Source organism: Ralstonia soli (assembly GCF_023955655.1).
Classification (GTDB): domain Bacteria; phylum Pseudomonadota; class Gammaproteobacteria; order Burkholderiales; family Burkholderiaceae; genus Ralstonia; species Ralstonia soli.
In genome coordinates, this window is record NZ_JAMXHT010000006.1 from 115,383 (window position 1) to 136,852 (window position 21,470).

Annotated in this window: 18 protein-coding genes; 2 read left to right on the forward strand and 16 right to left on the reverse strand. The window is 65.2% G+C overall.

The features are described from left to right. Positions 1-43: 43 nt before the first annotated feature. From dcd to apbC, 14 genes are all read right to left on the reverse strand, one after another. Positions 44-610, reverse strand: a complete 567-nt coding sequence (gene dcd / locus NG900_RS16450; RefSeq protein WP_012762552.1) for a dCTP deaminase — start codon at positions 608-610, stop codon at positions 44-46. 170 nt (positions 611-780) lie between these two features. Continuing rightward, complete coding sequence (locus NG900_RS16455; RefSeq protein ID WP_252682406.1) at positions 781-1,656, reverse strand: formate dehydrogenase accessory sulfurtransferase FdhD; 876 nt, start codon at positions 1,654-1,656, stop codon at positions 781-783. Between the two features lie 91 nt (positions 1,657-1,747). Continuing rightward, positions 1,748-2,290, reverse strand: a complete 543-nt coding sequence (locus NG900_RS16460; protein WP_252682408.1) for a superoxide dismutase family protein — start codon at positions 2,288-2,290, stop codon at positions 1,748-1,750. Between the two features lie 81 nt (positions 2,291-2,371). Next, positions 2,372-2,704, reverse strand: a complete 333-nt coding sequence (locus NG900_RS16465) for a hypothetical protein (RefSeq protein WP_252682410.1) — start codon at positions 2,702-2,704, stop codon at positions 2,372-2,374. A 40-nt stretch (positions 2,705-2,744) separates the two neighbouring features. After that, a complete protein-coding gene (locus tag NG900_RS16470) occupies positions 2,745-3,917 on the reverse strand; it encodes a formate dehydrogenase subunit gamma (RefSeq protein WP_252682412.1) in 1,173 nt (390 codons plus the stop codon). A 31-nt stretch (positions 3,918-3,948) separates the two neighbouring features. Next, on the reverse strand, positions 3,949-4,194 hold the full coding sequence (locus tag NG900_RS16475) for a hypothetical protein (protein WP_252682415.1): 246 nt from the start codon (positions 4,192-4,194) through the stop codon (positions 3,949-3,951). Next, on the reverse strand, positions 4,191-4,859 hold the full coding sequence (gene fdh3B, locus NG900_RS16480; RefSeq protein WP_252682417.1) for a formate dehydrogenase FDH3 subunit beta: 669 nt from the start codon (positions 4,857-4,859) through the stop codon (positions 4,191-4,193). Before fdh3B ends, NG900_RS16475 begins: the two co-directional genes overlap by 4 nt. A gap of 18 nt (positions 4,860-4,877) precedes the next feature. Beyond that, positions 4,878-7,874 carry a molybdopterin-dependent oxidoreductase gene (locus NG900_RS16485; RefSeq protein WP_252682418.1) on the reverse strand — a complete coding sequence of 999 codons (2,997 nt, stop codon included), beginning with the start codon at positions 7,872-7,874 and terminating at the stop codon, positions 4,878-4,880. Positions 7,875-7,943: 69 nt separating this feature from the next. Next, a complete protein-coding gene (locus NG900_RS16490; RefSeq protein WP_252682420.1) occupies positions 7,944-8,204 on the reverse strand; it encodes a formate dehydrogenase in 261 nt (86 codons plus the stop codon). Positions 8,205-8,439: 235 nt separating this feature from the next. Then, complete coding sequence (locus tag NG900_RS16495; RefSeq protein WP_252682422.1) at positions 8,440-9,111, reverse strand: TorD/DmsD family molecular chaperone; 672 nt, start codon at positions 9,109-9,111, stop codon at positions 8,440-8,442. Positions 9,112-9,133: 22 nt separating this feature from the next. Further along, complete coding sequence (locus NG900_RS16500; RefSeq protein WP_252682424.1) at positions 9,134-11,302, reverse strand: 4Fe-4S binding protein; 2,169 nt, start codon at positions 11,300-11,302, stop codon at positions 9,134-9,136. Between the two features lie 90 nt (positions 11,303-11,392). Next, positions 11,393-11,959, reverse strand: a complete 567-nt coding sequence (locus NG900_RS16505; protein ID WP_252682425.1) for a DUF3306 domain-containing protein — start codon at positions 11,957-11,959, stop codon at positions 11,393-11,395. Between the two features lie 11 nt (positions 11,960-11,970). After that, positions 11,971-12,510, reverse strand: coding sequence for a DUF3305 domain-containing protein (locus NG900_RS16510; protein WP_252682427.1), 540 nt, complete (start codon positions 12,508-12,510; stop codon positions 11,971-11,973). A gap of 10 nt (positions 12,511-12,520) precedes the next feature. After that, the gene (apbC, locus tag NG900_RS16515; RefSeq protein ID WP_252682831.1) at positions 12,521-13,609 is read right to left on the reverse strand and encodes an iron-sulfur cluster carrier protein ApbC; all 1,089 of its coding nucleotides are present in this window, start codon (positions 13,607-13,609) and stop codon (positions 12,521-12,523) included. A gap of 206 nt (positions 13,610-13,815) precedes the next feature. Between apbC and NG900_RS16520 the strand changes: the two genes are divergently transcribed. Both NG900_RS16520 and metG read left to right on the forward strand, forming a co-directional pair. Beyond that, positions 13,816-14,445 (forward strand): YiaD family glycine zipper/OmpA-like lipoprotein, encoded by a 630-nt coding sequence (locus NG900_RS16520; protein ID WP_252682429.1) that lies wholly within the window; start codon positions 13,816-13,818, stop codon positions 14,443-14,445. Between the two features lie 296 nt (positions 14,446-14,741). Beyond that, entirely contained in the window at positions 14,742-16,811 is a 2,070-nt protein-coding gene (gene metG / locus NG900_RS16525) for a methionine--tRNA ligase (protein ID WP_252682432.1), read from the forward strand. An 84-nt stretch (positions 16,812-16,895) separates the two neighbouring features. Here metG and NG900_RS16530 read toward each other — a convergent pair whose 3' ends face one another. Further along, positions 16,896-17,438, reverse strand: coding sequence for a hypothetical protein (locus NG900_RS16530; protein WP_252682832.1), 543 nt, complete (start codon positions 17,436-17,438; stop codon positions 16,896-16,898). A gap of 93 nt (positions 17,439-17,531) precedes the next feature. After that, a complete protein-coding gene (locus NG900_RS16535) occupies positions 17,532-21,470 on the reverse strand; it encodes a translocation/assembly module TamB domain-containing protein (RefSeq protein ID WP_252682434.1) in 3,939 nt (1,312 codons plus the stop codon).

Sequence of the window (21,470 nt, forward strand, 5' to 3'; positions counted from 1 at the left end):
ATAGAAGACACCGCTCCGGAAACTCGGAAACGGACTACAAAAACTAGGTCTTGGGCAGCGTCACACCGTGCTGGCCCTGGTACTTGCCGCCACGGTCCTTGTACGAGGTTTCGCACTCCTCGTCGCTCTCGAAGAACAGCACCTGCGCGCAACCTTCGCCGGCGTAGATCTTGGCGGGCAGCGGCGTGGTGTTGGAGAACTCCAGCGTCACGTAGCCTTCCCACTCGGGCTCGAACGGCGTGACGTTGACGATGATCCCGCAGCGCGCGTACGTGCTCTTGCCCAAGCACACGGTCAGCACCGTGCGCGGGATGCGGAAGTACTCCATCGTGCGGGCCAGCGCGAACGAGTTCGGCGGGATGATGCACACGTCGCCCTTGAAGTCGACGAACGACTTCTCGTCGAAGTTCTTCGGATCGACGATCGTGCTGTTGATGTTGGTGAAGATCTTGAATTCGTCGGCGCAGCGGATGTCGTAGCCGTAGCTCGACGTGCCGTAAGAGACGATGCGGCGCCCTTCGGATTCGCGCACCTGGCCGGGTTCGAACGGCTCGATCATGCCGTGCTGCTCGGCCATGCGGCGGATCCACTTGTCGGATTTGATGCTCATGGAGCGTCCAGATACCTTGGATGAACAAATGGGGGCAGGCTTCGCGGTGCGAAAACTGTCCCCATTTGGTCATGCAAGCCGGTCCGATCTTTGGCCCGGTTTTGGAACGCGGATTGTACTCCCAAACCCGTGACGGGGACCCCCGTGTCGACCGATGGCTTGCGCAGGGCTTATTGGCCCGATTCCATGGCCTGCGGCAGCTCCCCGCGCGGGCCGACCACGCCGGCCACCGCCGGCTCGGCCACGAAGCGGTCGCGGCCCGTATAGAGAAGAAAGTGTCGGCCCGTGCACCGCGCAAACAGCGTCAGGTTGACCCGCTGCGCCATCTGATAGCCCATCTGCGTGACACCCGAGCGGGACAGCAGGAACGGGATGCCCATCTGTGCGCCCTTGATGACCATCTCGGAGGTCAAGCGCCCGGTGGTGTAGAAGATCTTGTCGCCGCCGTCCATGCCATCGAGCCACATACGGCCGGCGATGGCGTCGACGGCGTTGTGGCGGCCCACGTCTTCGATGAAGTGCAGCAGCTCGCCGCGCGCGTCGAACAGCGCACAGCCGTGCACCGAGCCCGCCTGCTTATAGATCGATTGCTGCAGGCGGATGGTGTCGACCACGCGGTACAGCGTGGTCTGCGTCATGCGCGCTTCGGGCGGCAGGTGGATGACATCGATCTCGTCCATCAGCGAACCGAACACGGTGCCCTGCCCGCAGCCGGTGGTGACGGTGCGGCGGGCTGTCTTTTCGTCCAGGTCGGCAATGCCGGCGCGGGTGGTGACAGCAGCGGATTCGGTTTCCCAGTCGACCTGGACGGAGGCGATGTCTTCGACGCTGCCGACCAGCCGTTGATTGCGCAGGTAGCCGAGCACCAGGGCTTCGGGCGCGCCGCCCAGCGTCATGAGCGTGACGAGTTCGCGCTTGTCGAGATAGACCGTGAGCGGGCGCTCGCCGGGAATGTGCACGGTGCGCACTCGCCCCAACTCGTCGATGACATCGACTTCGTCGAGCAACGGGATGGAAGCGTTGGTCAGTTCGGGGCGCTGCAACATCGATCTCGGTTCAATAAAAAATGCGCACGGCAAGCGTGCGCATGGACTTGCGGCTGGCGCCCATCCGAAGACGAGCACCGTGCTCAGGCGATCAGTTCGCCACGATCACGCCGCAGGCAACGCGCCCGCCGGAATTGCCGGTGGGCTGGGTTACGTAGTCGTCCTTGCCAGCATGGACGACCAGCGCATGGCCGACCAGGCTCGTCGGCCCAGGGGTCAGCGTCACGCCGGAAAGAACGATCGACCCAACGGCCTTGCCATTGGCGTCGGATTGCAGCATCGGGATGTCGCCGGCGTGGTGCGTGCCGCTACGCGGATCGCCATGCTGCTGGCCGGTCGGGTTGAAGTGGCCGCCTGCGCTCATGCCGTCAGCCGAGGAGCAATCGCCCTTTTCGTGCACGTGGAAGCCGAACATGCCGTTGGCCGGCAGGCCGGAAATGTCCACGGCCATGGCAACCCGATTGTCGCCTTGCTGCACCAGCTTCACACTGCCTTGCACGGCGCTGCCGCTCTTGGGCGCCAGGACGGCAGAAGCGCCCATGGCCGAGTCAGCCGCCTTGGCCGTCGACCCAGTATTCGATGCACAGCCGGCCATCAGGCCGATCACGGCGAGTCCAATCGCGAGTTGCTTCATGTGTCACCTCCAGTCAGGGTTCACTTGCGAGCGGACGATTGTACTGCCGGATGGTGAACTCGCAACATCTGCAACGAGGGTTCACCCTTTGGCGGCCGGTGCCGGCGCTGCAGGCGCTGCGGTGGCCGGCACGGGCGGCACAAAGGGGCCGGGGTCGGCGCACGGCGCGCCTGATTGCGTATGCGCGCCCTTACCGCTGGCCTGGTAGCCCGTCACGACCTTGTCTTGAGCCTTGCACAACTGGAACGCAGCCACCTTGTCGCCCCAGGCAGTCTTGGCCTTGGCCAGTTCGGCCTGCGCCTTTTGATCTTCCGTCGGGGCCGGCAACTTGGCGCCGGCCAGCCCGCTCGTCAGGCTCAGCATGGCGGCAGCAAACGCCATACCTGCGGCACGCGTCATCGCAAAGGCATGCATGGTGGGGTTCCTTGAATAGATGGCAGACGATGGCGCGAGGTCAGAGCTTGGCAGGCTGCTCGCTCGGCGCAGGTGGCGCCGGCGGCTGAGACCGCTGCGCGGGAATCTTGCCGGCCTTGATGTCGTCGTACCAGAGTTCGTGGTGTTCCTTGGCCCAGGCCTCGTCGACGTAGCCGTCGCGCATGGCCCGGTAGGCGCCTTCCATGCCGATCGTGCCGATATAGATGTGGCCCAGCGACATGCAGATCATGCCGACAGCCGCAATGGCGTGAATGACCTCAGCCAGCTGCATCGTGCTGCGGTAGTAATCCACACCCGGGACGATGCGGTCGAGCACCCACCCCGACGCAGACAGGATCAGCCCGAGCACGACGAGGCCGCCCCAGAACCAGAGCTTTTCGCCGGCGTTGAAGCGGTGCGACGGCACCTCGGCGCCGTGTTCGCCGGCAAACATGCCGCCCAGGCTGAGCAACCACTTGAGATCGCCGCTGCGCGGCAGGTTGTCCCGCACCCACAGCACAAAGGCCACGATGATGCTGACGGTGAACAGCGGCCCGACGAGGTTGTGCAGGTTCTTCAGCACATACGTGAGCCAGCCGAACAACTGATGGCCCATCACAGGCAGCAGGAAATGCTTGCCCCACAGCATGGCGATGCCCGACACGCCCAGCGTGACGAACGAGATCGCCATGGTCCAGTGCACGTAGCGCTCGGTGGGCGTGAAGCGTTCGATCTTGCGGCCTGTGGGCGCTTCCTTCAGGCGGATCGGGCCCTTCCACAGGAAGAAACCGAGGATGGCCAGCGGCACGAGCACCACCAGCCAGCCGCCCCACACGGTGATGACGCCATTGCGGAACAGCCGCCATTTCTGGCCGGTACGCTGGATCAGCACGCCGGCTTCCAGGCCGGGAATGCTGGCGTAATGCGCCTGGTCGGAATTGACCTCCCGCCACACCGGCGCGTTATTGCCCGGCTGCGTGATGCGACGCGCGGTCTGGTCCTGCGCCTCCTTGGCGAGGTCGCGCTTCTGCACGTCAAACACATTCTCCGAGACGATGTTGGAGAACGGCTGTGCCGGCTGCACAGCCGGATTGACCGGCTGCGCGTTGGCCGCCGGTGCACTGGTCGGCTGCTGGGCGCTGGCGAACATCGCCACACCGCTGAGCAGCACCGCCATCGCGACGCATTTCAGGTGTTTCCAGGAAGTGCCCATGGACGAACCTCCGCTCGTACGTGTCATGGCGTCACGGCGTTTTGTTGTACTCGTTCTGATACTGGCCGCGCGCGCGGATCTGGTTCTCCCAGCTCGTGCGGTCGCCGGGCGTCCAGTTCTTGGCCATGAAGGGATCGCCTTCCGCGCCCTTGTAGGCGGGTGCGTCGTCCTTGCGGTGCGAGGCGAAGGCAGTCTGGGAGCGTTCTCCGCACGCACCGAGCAGCAGCACGGTGCCCAGGGTGACCAGCAGGCCGATCGATCGTGTACGTGGGCTCATGATTGGGCTCCTGGCGCAGAAGCCGGCGCGGCCGGAGCGGCCGGCGCTGCCTGGCCGCCCTTGTTCTGAGCACCGCCCGCGCCACCATAGGCCGTGCCCCACCCGAACAGGTCTGCGCCCTTTCCCCGCTTCATCACGCGGTTACGCAAGATGTCGGAAATCACATCGCCGTCGCCGCCGAGCAGCGCCTTGGTCGAGCACATTTCCGCGCACAGCGGCAGCTTGCCTTCAGCCAGGCGGTTGCGGCCGTACTTCTCGAACTCTTCTTCGCTGCCGTTCTTCTCGGGGCCGCCGGAGCAGAACGTGCACTTGTCCATCTTGCCGCGCACGCCGAAGGTGCCTTGGCTCGGAAACTGCGGCGCGCCAAACGGGCACGCATACGAGCAGTAACCGCAGCCGATGCAGACGTCCTTGTCGTGCAGCACCACGCCGTCTTCGGTGCGATAGAAGCAGTCGACCGGGCAGACCGCCATGCACGGTGCATCCGAGCAGTGCATGCACGCCACAGAGATGGATTTCTCCGCGCCGATCATGCCGTCGTTGATGGTGACCACGCGGCGCCGGTTCACGCCCCAGGGCACCTCGTTCTCGTTCTTGCAGGCCGTGGCGCAGGCGTTGCATTCGATGCAGCGCTCGCTGTCACAGATGAATTTCATACGTGCCATGTTGATCTCCCCGTTCCTTTAAGCGAACCGCTCGATCTGGCAGACCGTCGTTTTCGTTTCCTGCATCATCGTCACGGAGTCGTAACCGTAGGTGGTGGCCGTATTGACGGCCTCGCCGCGCACGATCGGGTGGGCGCCTTCCGGGTAGTAGTCGAGCAAATCCTTGCCCTGCCACCAGCCCGAGAAGTGGAACGGAATGAAGGCGTGGTCCACACCCACGCGCTCCGTCACCAGCGCGCGCACCTTGATCTGAGCGCCGGTCGGCGTCTTGACCCAGACGAAGTCGTTATGCCGGATGCCCCGGTCGGCCGCGGCCTTGGGGTTGATCTCGACGAAGTTCTCCTGCTGCAGCTCGGCCAGCCACGGGTTGGAGCGCGTCTCTTCGCCGCCGCCCTCGTACTCGACCAGTCGGCCGGAGGTGAGGATGATTGGGAATTTCTCGTAGACCTTGTTCTCGATGTTGCGCTGCTGCACCGTCTTGTACAGCGTGGGGAGGCGCCAGAAAGTCTTTTTGTCGTCGTGCGTCGGGTACTTGGCGACCATGTCGGGCCGCGTGGAATACAGCGGCTCGCGGTGCTGCGGAATGCCGTCAGGGAAGTTCCATACGATGGCACGCGCCTTGGCGTTGCCGAACGGATGGCAACCGTGCTTCATCGCCACGCGCTGGATGCCGCCGGACAGGTCGGTCTTCCAGTTCTTGCCTTCGGCGGCCTTCTTTTCAGCGTCGGTCAGGTCATCCCACCAGCCGAGTTTCTTGAGGAAGACATGGTCGAACTCGGGGTAGCCGGTGGTGAGCTCGGAGCCCAGCGAGAACGAGCCGTCTTCGGCCAGCAGGTTGACGCCGTCGCGCTCCACGCCAAAGTTGGCGCGGAAGTTACCGCCGCCTTCCATCACGTGCTTGCTGGTGTCATACAGATTGGGCGAGCCGGGATGCTTGAGTTCCGGCGTGCCGTAGCACGGCCAGGGCAGACCGTAGTAATCGCCGGTCAGGTCGTAGCCGGTTTCAGGGTCCTTACCGCCCTTGCAGCGCAGCGTGCGCACATCAAACAGATGCATGTTGCGCATGTGTGCCTTCAGGCGTTCCGGCGATTGGCCGGTGTAGCCGATGGTCCAGTTGCCGCGGTTGATCTCGCGCAGGATCGATTCGATCTCCGGCTCGCGCCAGGTCATGCCGGCGCGCTTGTATTCGGTGATCTTGCAGCCTTTCGACAGCTCATTGCCAAAGCCGAGACGATCGGCAAAGGCTTGCATGATGACGTGGTCCGGCTGCGACTCGAACAACGGCTCGATCACCTTCTCGCGCCATTGCAGCGAGCGGTTGGATGCCGTGCACGAACCCGACGTTTCAAACTGCGTGGCGGCCGGCAACAAGTAGACGGCGCGGTTCGGGTTCGGCGGGGTGCCGTCAGCGGCGGGCATGTTGGCCATCGCGGCCGTGGCCGACGGATACGGGTCCACCACCACCAGCAGATCAAGCTTGTCGAGCGCGCGCTTCATGTCCATCCCGCGCGTCTGCGAATTCGGAGCGTGGCCCCAGTAGAAGACGGCGCGGACGTTGTTGTCCTGGTCGATCAGGTCATTCTTTTCCAGCACCGCGTCGGCCCAGCGCGAGACCGTCGTGCCGGACTTCTCCATCATTGCCTGCGAGGCGAAGCGGCCCTTGATCCAGTCGTAGTCGACGTCCCATACCTTGGCGAAGTGCTTCCATGCCCCGGTGGCAAGGCCGTAGTAGCCCGGCAGCGAATCGGGGTTCGGACCGACGTCCGTCGCGCCTTGCACGTTGTCGTGGCCGCGGAAGATGTTGGCCCCGCCGCCCGACTTGCCAATGTTGCCCAGCGCCAGCTGCACGATGCACGACGCACGCACGATGGCGTTGCCGATGGTGTGCTGCGTCTGGCCCATGCACCACACGAGCGTACTCGGGCGGTTCATCGCCATCATCTCGGCAACCTTGTGCACCTGCGCCTCGGGCACGCCGCACACCTCCTCGACCTTGTCCGGCGTCCATTTGGCGAGCACTTCTTCGCGCACCTTGTCCATGCCGTAGACGCGGTCGTGGATGTACTGCTTGTCTTCCCAGCCGTTCTTGAAGATGTGGTACAGCACGCCGAACAGGAACGCGATGTCGGTGCCCGAGCGGATGCGCACGTACTCATCCGACTTGGCCGCCGTGCGCGTATAGCGCGGGTCGACCACGATGACCTTGCAGCCGGTTTCCTTGGCATGCAGCAGATGCAGCATCGACACCGGGTGCGCTTCGGCTGCATTCGAGCCGATGTACAACGCGCACTTGGCGTTCTGCATGTCGTTGTACGAGTTGGTCATGGCGCCGTAGCCCCACGTGTTGGCGACGCCCGCCACGGTGGTGCTGTGGCAGATGCGGGCCTGGTGGTCGCAATTGTTGGTGCCGAAGAACGACACCCACTTGCGCAGCAGGTACGCCTGCTCGTTGCTGTGCTTGGACGACCCCACGAAGAAGAACGAATCCGGCCCGGTCTCCTGACGGATCGTCTTCATCTTGGCGACGATCTCGTTGAGCGCCTGCTCCCAGCTGATGCGCTGGTAGCGGCCATCCACCAGCTTCATCGGTGTCTTGAGCCGGTACTCGCCGTGACCGTGTTCGCGCAATGCAGCGCCCTTGGCGCAGTGCGCCCCCATGTTGATGGGGGAATCGAAGACGGGCTCCTGGCGCACCCACACGCCGTTCTGCACCACCGCATCCACCGAGCAGCCCACCGAACAGTGCGAGCACACGGTACGGCGCACAACGATGTCGCCCTTACCTTCGGCGGCCTGCGCCTCACCCACGACCGACTTCTTCACCAGCGAGAGCTGCGTGGCCGCAAGCCCAGCGCCCACGCCAATACCGGAGCGCTTAAGGAACGTGCGGCGATCCATGGTCGGCAGTGCGCCGGCCAGGCTGCGCGCCAGACTGCCGGTAAGGGACGCGGCGCCGGAGCGGCGCGCCTGGGCGGCTTTGGTGTCCTGTACCGCCGGTTTGCGGGTCAGAAGCATATGGGTCACCTGAGGATGTGGGATGCGTGCAGTGACAACGGTGGCTGAGGCGGCGCGAGTGCGGCCGCGTCAGATCCACGTCGTCTTGTAGTACTTGCGGATGTGTTCGCTCAGCCGGTAACCGGTGGCGCCGGAATCGGCACCTTTGGCAACGGGTTCGGCCTCGGGTGCGGCGGCGCCGACGGGCGCCTGCGCCAGATGGCTGGCCGTGGCGGCCGTGCCGGCGGCGGCGGCCACCGCAGCGCCCATCAGGAAGCGGCGGCGCGTGGGGGCCGATTCAACGGAATCCGCCTGCGGGTGAAGGTGAGGGACGGTGTTCGGGCTTGGCATATCGATGCTCCCCCGGTTTTCTCAAACCGATGACCGAATGTAATAGGAAATATCCGACACATTTTAGAAGTAACGGTATGGGAAAACCATGCCTGAAACCCCTTCCCTCGGGATTTTCCTGACGATTTACCGATGAATTTTTTCAATCAGCACAACTTGAACCACACCGCCGGGACGCTTGCGGGGCCTGCCTCTTGATTGAGCCGCCTATTTCTTAAGCCATCACTCAGCGTTATCACGCCAGTTCCAGCGCGAGGCGTTCGACGTCAAAAAACGCTTTTGCCAATCCCGCCACATCGGCATAAAAACGGGCGCGCGGATGCTGCAATACAGCATCACAAGCCTTGTCGACCCACGGGGCCAGATGCCGCTGGAAAAAGGCGCGCTGCTCTTCGATGTGGGCGATGGCGGAGTCGTCCCCCGCGATCAGGTAGCGCATGACCTCGCACAGCGTGGCGAGGTGGTCTTCGGTTTCGGTGACGCCCTCGGCGCGCTCCAGGCCGTAGCGGCGCAAGTCATCGCGCAGCACCACGAGCGGCTTTTCGTTCAGGAAGCCGGCCTGGTAGTACGAGCCATACAGGAACACCTCGGGCTTGCCGACGCCGATGAACAGCTCGGTGTATTCATCGTCGGCCTGCACGGCGGTGGTCTGGCCGGCGTGCGCCACCACGCGGCGCCAGGCCTGGGTGAGCGCGCTGCTGGCAGCGGCTTGCGCATCGGCCGGGTCGGTATCAGCGTCGCCGGCCGGGTCCAGCGGGGCGGCGGCGATGCGCTGCAGCAAATCGGCCTCCGGTGCGTGGAAGAACAGCGTCGCTAACAGGCCGTACAGATCTGCGCGGGCGAGATCCTCGGCGCTGTCGGCGGGCGTGGCGGCGGGCTGGAATTGCAGGGGCTGGGCGTCGGTCATGGGAAACGGCAACGGGTTCGGTTCAGTGCGTGGCGCCCGGACGTTCGCCGCGCTCCATCATGTCGATGACGCGGCAGTCGCCGCACATCTTCAGGCGTTCGGCCGCGGCACCGGAAAAGGCCGGATGTGCGCCCAGTTTGGTCAGCATGGTGGTCACCATCTGAGCGGTGCCGAACGGCTTGTTGCAGCGAATGCAGTGGAACGGCTGCGTCTCGTTGAGCGTGACGGGCTGACGCGCCGCAGCGGACAAATTCAGGCGCGGCACAAGCGCGATGGCGTCTTCCGGGCAGGTGGTCTCGCACAGGCCGCATTGAACGCAGTTGCGCTCGATCATGGAGAGCACCGGGCGTTCGGCCTGGTCGCGCAGCGCTTGCGACGGGCACGCGCCCACGCACGCCATGCACAGCGTGCAGCGTTCGCGGTCCACGGTGATGGCGCCAAACGGCGCGCCGGCCGGCAGCGGGATGACGGCCTCGGTGGCCTTGGCGTGGCGCGCGAGGTGGTCGAGCGCGAAATCGAGCGTCTCCCGCTTGGCGGCCGCCACGGCAAACGTGGCAGCCGGCATGTCACGACGGAAGCCGCGCAGCGCGCCAGACACGTCGGCCGCGTTCAGACGTGCATCGAAGGCGGCCGCGCCAGCCACATCGATGAGCACCACACCAGAGGCGTCCGCCGGTTCGCCCAGGCCCTGCAGCACGGCCTGGACCATGGCGACCTGCTCCGCGAGCATCGCACGGTACTGCGGCGCATCGTCTTCGGTCAGGACGATGGCAACGCGGGCGGCACCGTAGGCCAATGCAGTCAGCCACAGGTCCGGCCCCGTCGACGCCGCATGAAAGACCTCGACCGGCAGCACATTCACCGGCACGCCCTGCGCCTTGCCGATGCACGCGGCACGGCCCAGCTGTTCGATCAACGTGCGTCCGCGTTCACCGTTGTGCAGCAGGACCACGGCGTCACGCCCGCCCGCCGAGGCGTACGTATTCAGCAGCGTCTTGAGCTTGCGCCCCTGGTACGACGCGTTCGGATACGCGTAGGTGATGGCGCCGGTCGGACACGCCGTCGTACAGGCGCCGCAGCCCACACACAGGTTGGGCGTGACGTGCACGCTGCCGCGCCCGTCCTTCCACTGCGATGAAATCGCCGACGCCGAGCACACCTGCACGCACGTGTCGCAGCCCACCTGGCCGTTGCGCCCGTGTGCGCAGATCGATTCCTTGTATTGGAAGAACTTGGGCTTCTCGAATTCGCCCACCATTTGTAGCAGCGCGAGCGACGTCGTCAATTGACGGCCGGCATCGGCGCCTGCATGGAAGTAGCCCTGCGGCGGCTGGTGTTGGGCAAACGCAGGCGCGTCGCTCAGATCGAAGATCAGGTCGAACTGGCCCGACACCGTCTGGGGCGCATCCACGCGGCCAAAATCGATGGCCATCGCTTCTCCGCAGGCTTTGACGCACGCGCGGTGGTCCCGGCAGCGGTCCAGGTCGATCTGGTAGAGCGCGTCGATCGCGCCCTCCGGACACACGTCGATGCAGGCGTTGCAGCGCGTGCATCGATCGAGGTCGATCGGATTGCCGCTGCGCCACTTCACCTCGAACGCGCCGAGCCAGCCCTTGACCTCCACAAGCTCTCCGGCGTGGACCGGCCAACGGCGCTCCAGCGGCGCCGACACCGCACCGATTGTGCGATCACGGCCCGTCGCCAGCACCGTCACGCTCAGTTGATCGGCCAGACGTTCGGCCCAGGGCATCACCCGTTCCGCAGGACCGACGATCAGCACGTTGCCGTCAGACCGGTAGTCGACCACCGGCACTGGGTCCGGCTCAGGCAAGCCCGCCACGGCCAGCAGCGCCGCCGTCTTGGCATGGAAGCCACGCGCATCGCGCCTGGCGCCGGCGGACCAACCGCCCGTCTCACGCACGTTGACGAAATGGATCGGCGCGGTCACGCCCTCGCGCGCGGCAGCCACCTCGGCAAACAGCGCCTTCTCCTGCGTGCAGGCGACGATCACGTCTTCCGCACCGTCAAGCGCCTGCGTGAAAGCACCGATCTCCCGACGGCACAGCAGGTGGTGCGTCTGGCCGGGTGTATCGATGGCGGCAGCGGATGCGCGCAGGGCTTCGCCGATCGTCGAGACAGCATCGGCGTCGAGCGGCATGGTGTGATTGCAACTGCAGACCAGCGTGGGCATGGATGTGTGCGTGTGCGCCCGCGTCGGGTACACGGACGGTGGGGCGATGGGGACATGGCCGCCCGGCTCGCAGCCGCGCGGTCCTCTTTTTTATTCTACGGACGGAGGCTTAGCGCCGCCATGCGGGGTTGCCTGAGCGGGGGCATCAACCAACGGCGGCTCGGCGGCAAGTCCGGGCGGGGCTTCGTCCGTCACAGGCGGCACTGTCTCGGCGTCGGGTTCGAAATCCACCCTTTCCGCCACCGCTTTCTCTTCATCCAGCGGCTCAAACAACCGCAGCTCGGCTGTGTGGCGCAGTTCCCGCAACATCTCGGGCGGGATCGGGTCGGGCTGCGAGTAATCGTCGATGTACGTGTCGAGCCCGTCCATCACATTGAAGTGCGGATCGGTGAAGAGCTTCTTGAGCGCGGCACGCTTGACCGTCTCATCAACGCCGCGGGCGATGAAAGGCGCGAAATCGTCGGCCGGCGTGAGCTTGGCGGCGTCTTCCAGCGTGAGCGGAGGCGGCGCATCGGGCACGGGCTCGGTCGGCACCGCCTCAGGCACTACGACCGGGACCGCCTCAGCGGGCGGTGCTGCCGCCTCAGGCTCGGGCTCGCCGCGCCGCTCGGCGGCCTTGCGGCGCGACCAGCGCGACAGGAAGGTTTCGTCGCTCACGGCAGCCTCGCTCAGTACTTCGCGCGGTCTTCCGGCGGCAGGAACGACTCGGGGCGGCGCCGTTTCTTCGGCTCGGGCCGGTAATTCTCGGCCACGTACGCCCGCAGCCACTCCAGCGCGGCACTGTCCAGCGGCACGTTTTCGACCGTTTCCCCGCCATCGAGCCAGCGGCCCGCCTCGTTGTAGCTGAGCGACACCGTATGCGGAATCGCCCGGCCCTCTTCGTCACCCTTGGCCGTGCCCGCCTCGCCCAGGCGCCACAGCACGAACCAGCATGGCGCGGCGGACGTCACGTTCAGGTAGTAGCCCTCGGCCTCGTCGCGAAACAGCGTGACGTCGAAGCCGGGCGTGAGCCAGCGCTCTTCGGTGTCGGAGCGATCAAGACAGCGCGGCTCGCTGCCGTATTCGCCCAGATCGGGCACCACCGCTTCCAGCCGCCACTGAAACGGCTGCCAGCGATTGGCCGTCGGCCGGCGGCACAGCACCACCGCCATCCTTACGGACGGGCGCTCCGCCTTACGCTCATCGGATAGCGGCTCGGTGGTGTCCATGGTGTTGCGCTTACGTGTTCTGGACGACGATCGACGGGAACTTGCTCGTCATGTCCTTGGCCTTTTCGGCCACGGCAATGGCGACGCGGCGCGCGATCTGCTTGTAGACGCCGGCAATCGCGCCATCCGGGTCGGCCACCACGGTCGGGCGGCCCGAATCGGCCTGCTCGCGAATGGACAGGTTCAGCGGCAGGCTGCCCAGGAACGGCACGCCGTACTGCGCGCACATCTTCTCGCCGCCGCCCGCGCCGAAGATGTGCTCGGTGTGGCCGCAGTTCGGGCAGCAGTACACCGCCATGTTCTCGACCACGCCGATGATGGGAATGCCCACCTTCTCGAACATCTTCAGGCCCTTCTTGGCGTCGAGCAGCGCAATGTCCTGCGGTGTGGTGACGATCACCGCGCCCGTCACGGGCACCTTCTGCGACAGCGTAAGCTGGATGTCACCCGTGCCCGGCGGCATGTCGACGATGAGGTAATCCAGATCGCGCCAGTTGGTCTGCTTGAGCAGCTGCTCCAGCGCGGACGTGACCATCGGGCCGCGCCAGACCATTGGGTTGTCCTGCTCGATGAGGAAGCCGATCGAGTTGGCCTGCAGGCCGTGGCCTTCCATCGGCTCCATCGTCTTGCCGTCGGCGGATTCGGGCTGGCCCTGGATGCCCAGCATCATCGGCTGGCTCGGGCCATAGATATCCGCATCCAGAATGCCGACATTGGCGCCCTCGGCGGCCAGCGCCAAGGCCAGGTTCACGGCGGTGGTCGACTTGCCCACCCCGCCCTTGCCCGAGGCCACGGCGATGATGTTCTTCACATTCGGCATCAGGTGCACACCGCGCTGCACCGCGTGCGCGACGATCTTCATCGACACCTGCACGCTCACATTTTCGACACCTTGCACCTGGCGCAGCGCGCCGATCACCAGCTTGCGGATCGGCTCAAACTGGCTCTTGGCCGGATAGCCGAGCTCCACATCGAGCGACACCTGGCCGCCATCGACACGGATGTTGCGCACCGACTTGGAGGACACAAGGTCACGCTCGGTATTGGGATCCACCACGCCGCGCAGGGCTTCGGTGATCTGTTCGACGGTTACGCTCAACATTTGCTCCACAAATCTAATGCGAATGGGGGACAGGCCAACAGTGGCGCCGCGTGAACTTTGCAATCCATCCGCCACTCTATGTGCTGATTTGCTATTGTATTTGCCCGGCGCCCTGTTCGGCCGATTCCCCCTAAATATCCCTCGGTCGCTCCGGTTATCGGCAAACCACACAAGAACCGACCTGTTATCTCGAAGGAGAACTCATGAAAGCCAAGCTTATTTCCGTCTCGCTCGTCGCACTGCTGGCCGCCGGCTGCGCCACTGAGCAGCAGAACCAGACTGCCGTGGGCACGGGCGTCGGCGCGGCGGTTGGTGCCGGCATCGGCGCGCTGGTCGGCAACGGCCGCGGTGCAGCCATTGGTGGCGCAATCGGTGCGGCAACCGGTGCGGCCGCCGGCTACAACTGGAATGCCATCAAGTCCAAACTGGCCGGCGACACCGCTGGCACAGGCACGCAAATTTCGGAGCAGCCCGATGGCTCACTCAAGCTGAACATCCCGAGCCAGGTGTCCTTCGATACCGACAGCGCGGTGATCAAGCCATCGTTCCGCGGCCCGCTGGATAGCGTGGCCCAAACACTGACGCAGCATCCGGAGCTGGCCGCCAACGTGGTCGGCCACACGGACAGCACCGGCAACGCCAGCTACAACATGACGCTGTCGCAAAAGCGCGCCCAGAGCGTGGCGGGCTATCTGACCGACCGTGGGGTCGCCCGCAACCGCCTCTCGGCTGAAGGCCGCGGACAAACGCAGCCGGTTGCCGACAACGCAACCGAGGCCGGGCGCGCACAAAATCGCCGCGTCGAAATTTATTTGAAACCTATCCAGGGGTAACCCTGTCATAGAAAACAGGTGCCGCTTGCCACACGTTGCTGGCTCGCGATGCGTGGCTGACCTCCCGGGCGGTACCTGATTTCTCCTCCTTTTCCGTTGTGGAAAGCTGCGCCGGCACTGACCGGCGCTTTTTTTTTTGGGGGTCACGCCATGCGCGGCATCGTGACGCACATGGTCGTTCTGCCATCCCAGGCATTCACTTGTGACCGGCCTGCCGCCGCCGGGCGCGGTAAAATATGCGTTTCTCCGCGCGCCGCCCCCTGTTTGCGGCCCGCCCGCACTTTTCTGGCCCGCCCATGTCCGAACGTCGCATCCTCGTCACTTCCGCCCTGCCCTATGCCAACGGGCCGATCCACATCGGCCACCTGGTCGAGTACATCCAGACCGATATCTGGGTGCGCTTTCAGCGCATGCGTGGGCATGAGACCTACTACGTGGGCGCCGACGACACCCACGGTACGCCTGTCATGCTGCGCGCCGAGAAGGAAGGCCTGACCCCGCGCCAGCTGATCGAACGCGTCTGGACGGAGCACAAGCGTGATTTCGACAACTTCCTGATCTCGTTCGACAACTACTACAGCACCGACTCCGAAGAGAACAAGGCGCTCTGCCAGAGCGTCTACCTCAAACTCAAGGACGCCGGCCTGATCGACGTGCGCGAGGTCGAGCAGTTCTACGACCCGGTCAAGGAGATGTTCCTGCCGGACCGCTTCATCAAGGGCGAGTGCCCAAAGTGCGGCGCGAAAGACCAATACGGCGATTCGTGCGAAGTGTGCGGCGCGACCTACCAGCCGACCGATCTGAAGAACCCGTACTCCGTGGTGTCGGGGGCGACGCCGGTGCGCAAGTCGTCGGAGCACTACTTCTTCAAGCTGTCCGACCCGCGCTGCGAAACCTTCCTGCGCGAGTGGGTGGCAGACCTGGCCCAGCCGGAAGCCACCAACAAGATGCGCGAATGGCTCGGCGACGAAGGTGAAGCCAAGCTGTCGGACTGGGATATCTCGCGCGATGCGCCGTACTTCGGCTTTGAGATTCCAGGCGCACCGGGCAAGTACTTCTATGTGTGGTTGGATGCGCCGGTCGGCTACTACGCCAGCTTCAAGAACCTGAGCGCAAAGCTCGGCCTCGATTTCGACGCGTGGATCAACGAACATTCGACCACCGAGCAGTACCACTTCATCGGCAAGGACATCCTGTATTTCCACACACTGTTCTGGCCGGCGATGCTCAAGTTCTCGGGCCACCGCACGCCGACCAACGTGTTCGCGCACGGCTTCCTGACCGTGGACGGCGCGAAGATGAGCAAGTCGCGCGGCACCTTCATCACAGCGCAGAGCTACATCGACACGGGCCTGAACCCGGAATGGCTGCGCTACTACTTCGCCGCAAAGCTCAACGCGACGATGGAAGACCTGGACCTGAACCTGGATGACTTCATCGCCCGCGTGAACAGCGATCTGGTGGGCAAGTTCGTCAACATTGCCAGCCGCTCGGCGGGCTTCCTGGTCAAGCGCTTCGAGGGCCGCGTAAATGACACCGCCCTGGGCCATCCGCTGATGGTGCAACTGCGCGAAGCCGCCCCGCAGATTGCCGACCTGTACGAGAAGCGCGAATACAGCAAGGCGCTGCGTGCAGTGATGGAACAGGCCGATGCCGTCAACGCGTTCGTCGACACCGAAAAGCCGTGGGACCTCGCCAAGGACGAAGCCAACCGCGAGAAGCTGCACGCCGCGTGCTCAGTCGCACTGGAAGCGTTCCGCCTGCTGGCCGTGTACCTCAAGCCGATCCTGCCGACCACGGTCGAGCGCATCGAGGCGTTCCTCAATGTCGAGCCGCTGACGTGGCGCGCGATTGACTCGCAGCTGTCATCGGCCAAGCCGATCCAGCCGTACTCGCACCTGATGACGCGTGTGGACAAGAAGCAGGTGGATGCATTGGTCGAAGCCAATCGCCAATCGCTGCAGGCCACAGCGGATACTCCGGTTGCTGCGGGCAATGGTGCTGCCACCATCGAGCCGATGGCCGAGACCATCACCATCGACGACTTCGCGAAGATTGATCTGCGTGTCGCCAAGATCGTGGCCTGCCAACGCGTAGAGGGCTCGAACAAGCTGCTGCAACTCACGCTGGATGTGGGTGAAGGTCAGACGCGCAATGTGTTCTCGGGCATTCAATCGGCGTATGCACCGGAAGACCTCGTGGGCAAGCTGACCGTGATGGTGGCCAACCTCGCGCCGCGGAAGATGAAGTTCGGGATGTCGGAGGGGATGGTGCTGGCGGCTTCGGCTGCGGATGAGAAGACTCAACCGGGTCTTTACATTCTTGAGCCACACTCCGGAGCCGTTCCGGGCATGCGCGTGCGTTGATCACCTAAGCCACGCCAGAAACAGCAAGGCCAACCCCACGGGGTTGGCCTTTGTCTTTTGACGCGCCACTGAGTCGGCACGCGGTCAGGCTCCGTTCAACCGATTATCGCTACGGGAAGTGGTCGTAACCCGCCCGTCCGGCCCGAAGTGGACATTGAAGAACGCCTTCTCCGTCGGGCTTTCCATCCATTTGTAGCCCCAGACCTCTTCCTGTTTCAGCTTGAACGCTTCCACCTTGCCGGGCTTACCAAGCATCCGGCGGATGTCGTCCTTGGTCTGCCCAACCCGTACACGGCCAAAATTCTCGGCGGTCAGTACCTGATCGATTTTCTGTACGCGACCGTCGGGGCCGATCGTCACCATCCACGTTGAAGTCCCTTCCGGCCCGCGCGGATATTCCAGTTGCCGCGTGCCGCCCTCGCTCTCCCAGATCATCTCGGGCTGCCCCGCGGTGGCCCTCACATCGTCCTCGGTGGACTGCCCAGCGACGATGCCCTTGAACAGCAGGTTGTCGGGCTTGGCCGATTGCCATACCCGTTTGGCCGCGTCCCCGGCGCGATCGACCGCCTGATCAACCTTCTGCTGATCGCAGCCGAACAGGCCGAGCAACGACGCCAGAATCCCCATGGTGACCCCCACTTGTGCCAGTTGACGATGCGGCATGAAACCCCCTTGGTTGGAACATGTATCCGTCGCCATTCTGGCAGCCGGATCCACCGATTACCAACGCTTGTTGAACAGCACCGATGCCCCGTTGATTGTGCCGCCGCGCGCCACGACCGACCAGCGCCGTGAGAATTGCCACGTCAGCTTGACGATCGAATCGGCCGTCGACAGGCTCTGCTCGTAACCGACCGTGATGCGCTCCGAGATCGCCTTGCCCAGGCTCACCACCTGCGGGTCAGTCAGGCCGGCGGTGGACGGCCCGATCGAGAACTCGTCGAGCCCGAAGCGTCGCGCCACGTTCTTGCCCGCCACGTTGCCCAGCAGACCGAGCGCCGCGCCGGACATCGCCTGCTGCTGGCCGAGGCCCGCGTTGGACGCGCTGTAGCCGAACATCAGCCACGAGAGCTTGTCCTCATCGGGCACGTTGGGCTCGGAGACGAGCTTCACGCGCGGCTGGCGCACGGTGCCGGTCACCTGCACGCCTGCCTCGACTTCCTGGTTGCGACGCATGGCGATGATGTTGAACGAAGGATTATTGATCGGCCCGATGAAGTTCAGCACGCCCTGGTCGATGGCGAGCTTGCGGCCGAACGCCTCGTAGGTGCTGCCCGGACGCACGTAGATCGTGCCCGTGCCGCGCAGGGGCACCAGGGGTTCGCTGTGCACATGCATCTGGCCGCCGAGCGACAGGTCGGCGCCCGCGCCCTTGAAGCGGAAGTTGTCGCCAAAGTCGACGTCGATATCGACGATCGGGCTGAAGCGGCCGGCGGGCTTTTCCTCGCGCTTGACGCCACGTTCGGCCTGGTTGCGAGCGGCATCGGCGCGACGCACGATGACCACGTCGTCGCCGAGTACCGGGGCGCCATCCTTGGGCAGGTCGAAGAGACCACGGTCCACCTTGAACTTGCCCGTGATGGCCACGCGGTCGTTGTCATTGGCGATGCGCGCCTGGCCCGAGAGCACCAGCGTGCGGTCCGGATCGGCAAAGAGCTGCAGCTTGTCGGCGACGATGGAGCCGGTGAGGTTCGGATTCGCCTCGCCGAGCTGCACGCGGCCCTGCGCACGCACGGTGCCGTCGCCGCCGTGGAACACCACCTGCTGCAGGTCAACGACGTTCTGATCCAGCGCCACGCGTAAAACGCCGCCGGTCAGACGAATACCCTGGTCGTACAGCGCCACCTCGACGTCCTGGCCGGTCAGGAAGCCGCTCACCTTGGGCGCGCCCACCGTGCCGGCAAACGTCAGGCTTGCGGCGAGCTGCCCTTCCGTTGCCACATCCGGCCCCAGCAGATCGCCGATGCTCTTGAGGTGCGGCAGGTTGATCGTCAGCCCCCCCGACAACGGCGAGTTGGGCGCCATCAGCGCCAGCGCACCCGGCGCCGGATCGCGCACGAGCCCGACACCTGCATCGAGATACAGATTACCGACGCGGGTGGATTGCACGTTGCCGCGCAGCGCGAGGCGCATGCCTTCGCCCTGCGCTTCCACCGTCGCCTCGGTCAGGCCCAGCGGGGTGAAGCCGCGCCCGGCGTTGATCGACAGATCGCCGCTGCGGCGGGCAATGCGTGCCGTGCCGATGGCTGTGCTGCCGAGGTCAAGATCCCATTGACCATCGATGACGAGGTCGGTCCGCACCGGCGGCGCCTGGCCCGTCCAGGTGCGCACGAGCTCCAGCACGCGTGCGATCTGCAGCCCGTCGATGCGGCCGGCGCTGCGCACGTGGCCCCGGGTCGATTCAACACGCTCGATATGGATGGGCGTCTTGTCCAGCGTGAGATCGGTGCGCCCCACCATCAGGCGACCCGGTGCCACCGAAACTCGCACCGGCGCCGTGAGCTGCAGGTTGGGCTCGCCTTGCGCCGTGAGCGTGGAGATCGTGCCGTCCCAGCCGTCGCCGTCCTTGCCCGGCGTCAGCGCGCCATCACCCGCCAGCGCAAACTTGAACGGCTGGTTGCGTACAGTGCCGTCGGCATCGGCGCGGAAGCGGTGGGCACGTCGCGTGCCGTCCAGCGTGGCGTGCACCTCGCGCAACGACAGGCTCGGGCCTGTCACTCGCTGCGCGGTCAGCTCAAGCAGCAAGGGGCCGTCGATTCCGTCGCGGATCTGCGCCCGGCCATTGGCGGTGTCGATCTTATTGCCCTGATAGGCAAGCTGGTTGGCGCGGAACGTGGCCTCCACCTGCGGCCGCTTGATCGTGCCCGACACATCGCCGGACAGGCTGAGCGCCCCACTCACGCCGAGTTGCAGGCGCGCCAGCTGCGGCGCGTCGACCTCAACGTGCATGCGGTCGCCTGCCGCGCCGAAACTGCCACGCAGGCTAGCCTTGTTGCCGGCCACGTCGAGCTTCGCGTCGCTGGGCAGCAGGCGCATCAGTTCGTCAACCTTGCGCAGATGGACGTTGCCGTCGCCGGTCATCGGCAGGCCGGCATATTCGCTGTTGCGCACGGCAAACTTGATGGCGGCGTCGATCGGCTCGCCGAGCGTGCCTCGTGCATCGAAATCGGCGTTGATGCGGCCCTTGGCCACCTTCGCCAGCCGCGACGGATCGAACTCGGCCAAGTTGCCTTTGAAGGCGAACGACTGCGCGTCGTCGTGCTTGAGCGTGCCCGCCAGCGTCAGCCGCGAGCGGCCGAGCGACACCTGCGCGCTATCCACCGCCACCTGCGCTGCGTCCAATACAGCCTTCGCCTGCGCGCGCATGTCGCCACCGGCCAGATCGAGCGCCACATGCTGCGTACCGCCCGCAAAATCGACGGTGATGGGGCCGCCGAGCTTCGTCTTCTCCAGCGATGCATGCACCGCCTGCAGGTCGAGCTGGTGCACATCGACGCGCAGCGTGCCGTGGCCCTTCTGCACATCGGCGCCACCCGTCAGTTGCGCGCCGCCCAGCAGACGCACGTCCAGGCCGGTGAGCTGCTGATCGTCTTCGTTCAGCCGAACCTGTGCGCGCAGCGATTGCAGCGGCAGCTTCTGCTTGTCGAGGGTACCGGCCTGCGCGTTGTCGATCTGGATGGGGCCGGCCACGGTCAGCGTCTTGGCCTGTTCGTCCGGGCGCAGGTCGGCGTGAATGGAGAGCGACGCTTCCGGCGCACCCGGTGCAAACGCGCGCGGGTTCACGTGGTCGGCCGACACCACCGCCCGCGACAGCGGCAACGCGCCGAACGGCGTGGCGTCGATCTGCGCCTGCGCGGTGAGCTTGGCGCCGGTGCCGGTCGCGTCGATATGCAGCGCCTCCAGCGAGCCCGACAGTTGCGCCGACACCGACGCATCCTGCTTCTGCCTGTTTTGCCCACCTCCTGCCTCGAACTGCGTGGCCAGCGTCGCGGCCCCGGTGAGCGGATACGGCCGCGTGCCGGTCATGTGCAGCGTGGCGGTCAGCTTGCCGGCCGGCGTCTCCATGCCGTCGAGCATCACGTTGTGATGCGTGCCATCGGTGTGCAAGCTGCCGGCGATCGACTTCAACTCGGTGCTCGACGTGCCCTCGCGGATGGCGAGACGATCCACGGCAAGCCGGTCCACATCGATCGCCAGCGGCAACACCAGAGACGTGGGCGGACCACTCGGCGGCGACGGCGGTGTCGGATGCTGGATCACCTCGATATTGCCGGCACGCAGATACGCGAAATGCGCATGCCATGGGCCGCGTGTGATCGCCCAGCGGCCCTCGACATGATCGATGCGCACCTCGGTGCTGCCCGCACGTACGTGCACATCGCGCAGCGACAGGCCTTCGCGCAACGTGCCACCGTCCAGCTTGCCAGACACATAAGCATGGCCGAAGCGCGTGGCCAGCGACCACAACTGCGCCGTGCCGGACTGCGAATGGATGGCCCAGAGCAGCCAGCCGGCCGATACCAGCACAATCACCAGCACCAGCACAACCAAGCCCCCGAACCAGCGCAGCGTCCGGCGCCCCCAGCCCCGCTTGGGACGTGCCGGGCGAGGCGCTTCAGGTGGGTTCGTGTCAGGCGTTTGCGAGTCGGCCGTCGTCAT

Coding starts and splice junctions, on each gene's coding strand:
- NG900_RS16500 (WP_252682424.1), bottom strand. CDS start 11,302: ATGCCCACGCTGGTCTGCAGTTGCAATCACACCATGCCGCTCGACGCC.
- NG900_RS16460 (WP_252682408.1), bottom strand. CDS start 2,290: ATGAAGCAACTCGCGATTGGACTCGCCGTGATCGGCCTGATGGCCGGC.
- NG900_RS16485 (WP_252682418.1), bottom strand. CDS start 7,874: ATGCTTCTGACCCGCAAACCGGCGGTACAGGACACCAAAGCCGCCCAG.
- dcd (WP_012762552.1), bottom strand. CDS start 610: ATGAGCATCAAATCCGACAAGTGGATCCGCCGCATGGCCGAGCAGCAC.
- metG (WP_252682432.1), top strand. CDS start 14,742: ATGTCCGAACGTCGCATCCTCGTCACTTCCGCCCTGCCCTATGCCAAC.
- NG900_RS16520 (WP_252682429.1), top strand. CDS start 13,816: ATGAAAGCCAAGCTTATTTCCGTCTCGCTCGTCGCACTGCTGGCCGCC.
- NG900_RS16470 (WP_252682412.1), bottom strand. CDS start 3,917: ATGGGCACTTCCTGGAAACACCTGAAATGCGTCGCGATGGCGGTGCTG.
- NG900_RS16495 (WP_252682422.1), bottom strand. CDS start 9,111: ATGACCGACGCCCAGCCCCTGCAATTCCAGCCCGCCGCCACGCCCGCC.
- NG900_RS16530 (WP_252682832.1), bottom strand. CDS start 17,438: ATGGGGATTCTGGCGTCGTTGCTCGGCCTGTTCGGCTGCGATCAGCAG.
- NG900_RS16465 (WP_252682410.1), bottom strand. CDS start 2,704: ATGCATGCCTTTGCGATGACGCGTGCCGCAGGTATGGCGTTTGCTGCC.
- NG900_RS16475 (WP_252682415.1), bottom strand. CDS start 4,194: ATGAGCCCACGTACACGATCGATCGGCCTGCTGGTCACCCTGGGCACC.
- NG900_RS16510 (WP_252682427.1), bottom strand. CDS start 12,510: ATGGACACCACCGAGCCGCTATCCGATGAGCGTAAGGCGGAGCGCCCG.
- fdh3B (WP_252682417.1), bottom strand. CDS start 4,859: ATGGCACGTATGAAATTCATCTGTGACAGCGAGCGCTGCATCGAATGC.
- NG900_RS16490 (WP_252682420.1), bottom strand. CDS start 8,204: ATGCCAAGCCCGAACACCGTCCCTCACCTTCACCCGCAGGCGGATTCC.
- NG900_RS16535 (WP_252682434.1), bottom strand. CDS start 21,470: ATGACGACGGCCGACTCGCAAACGCCTGACACGAACCCACCTGAAGCG.
- NG900_RS16455 (WP_252682406.1), bottom strand. CDS start 1,656: ATGTTGCAGCGCCCCGAACTGACCAACGCTTCCATCCCGTTGCTCGAC.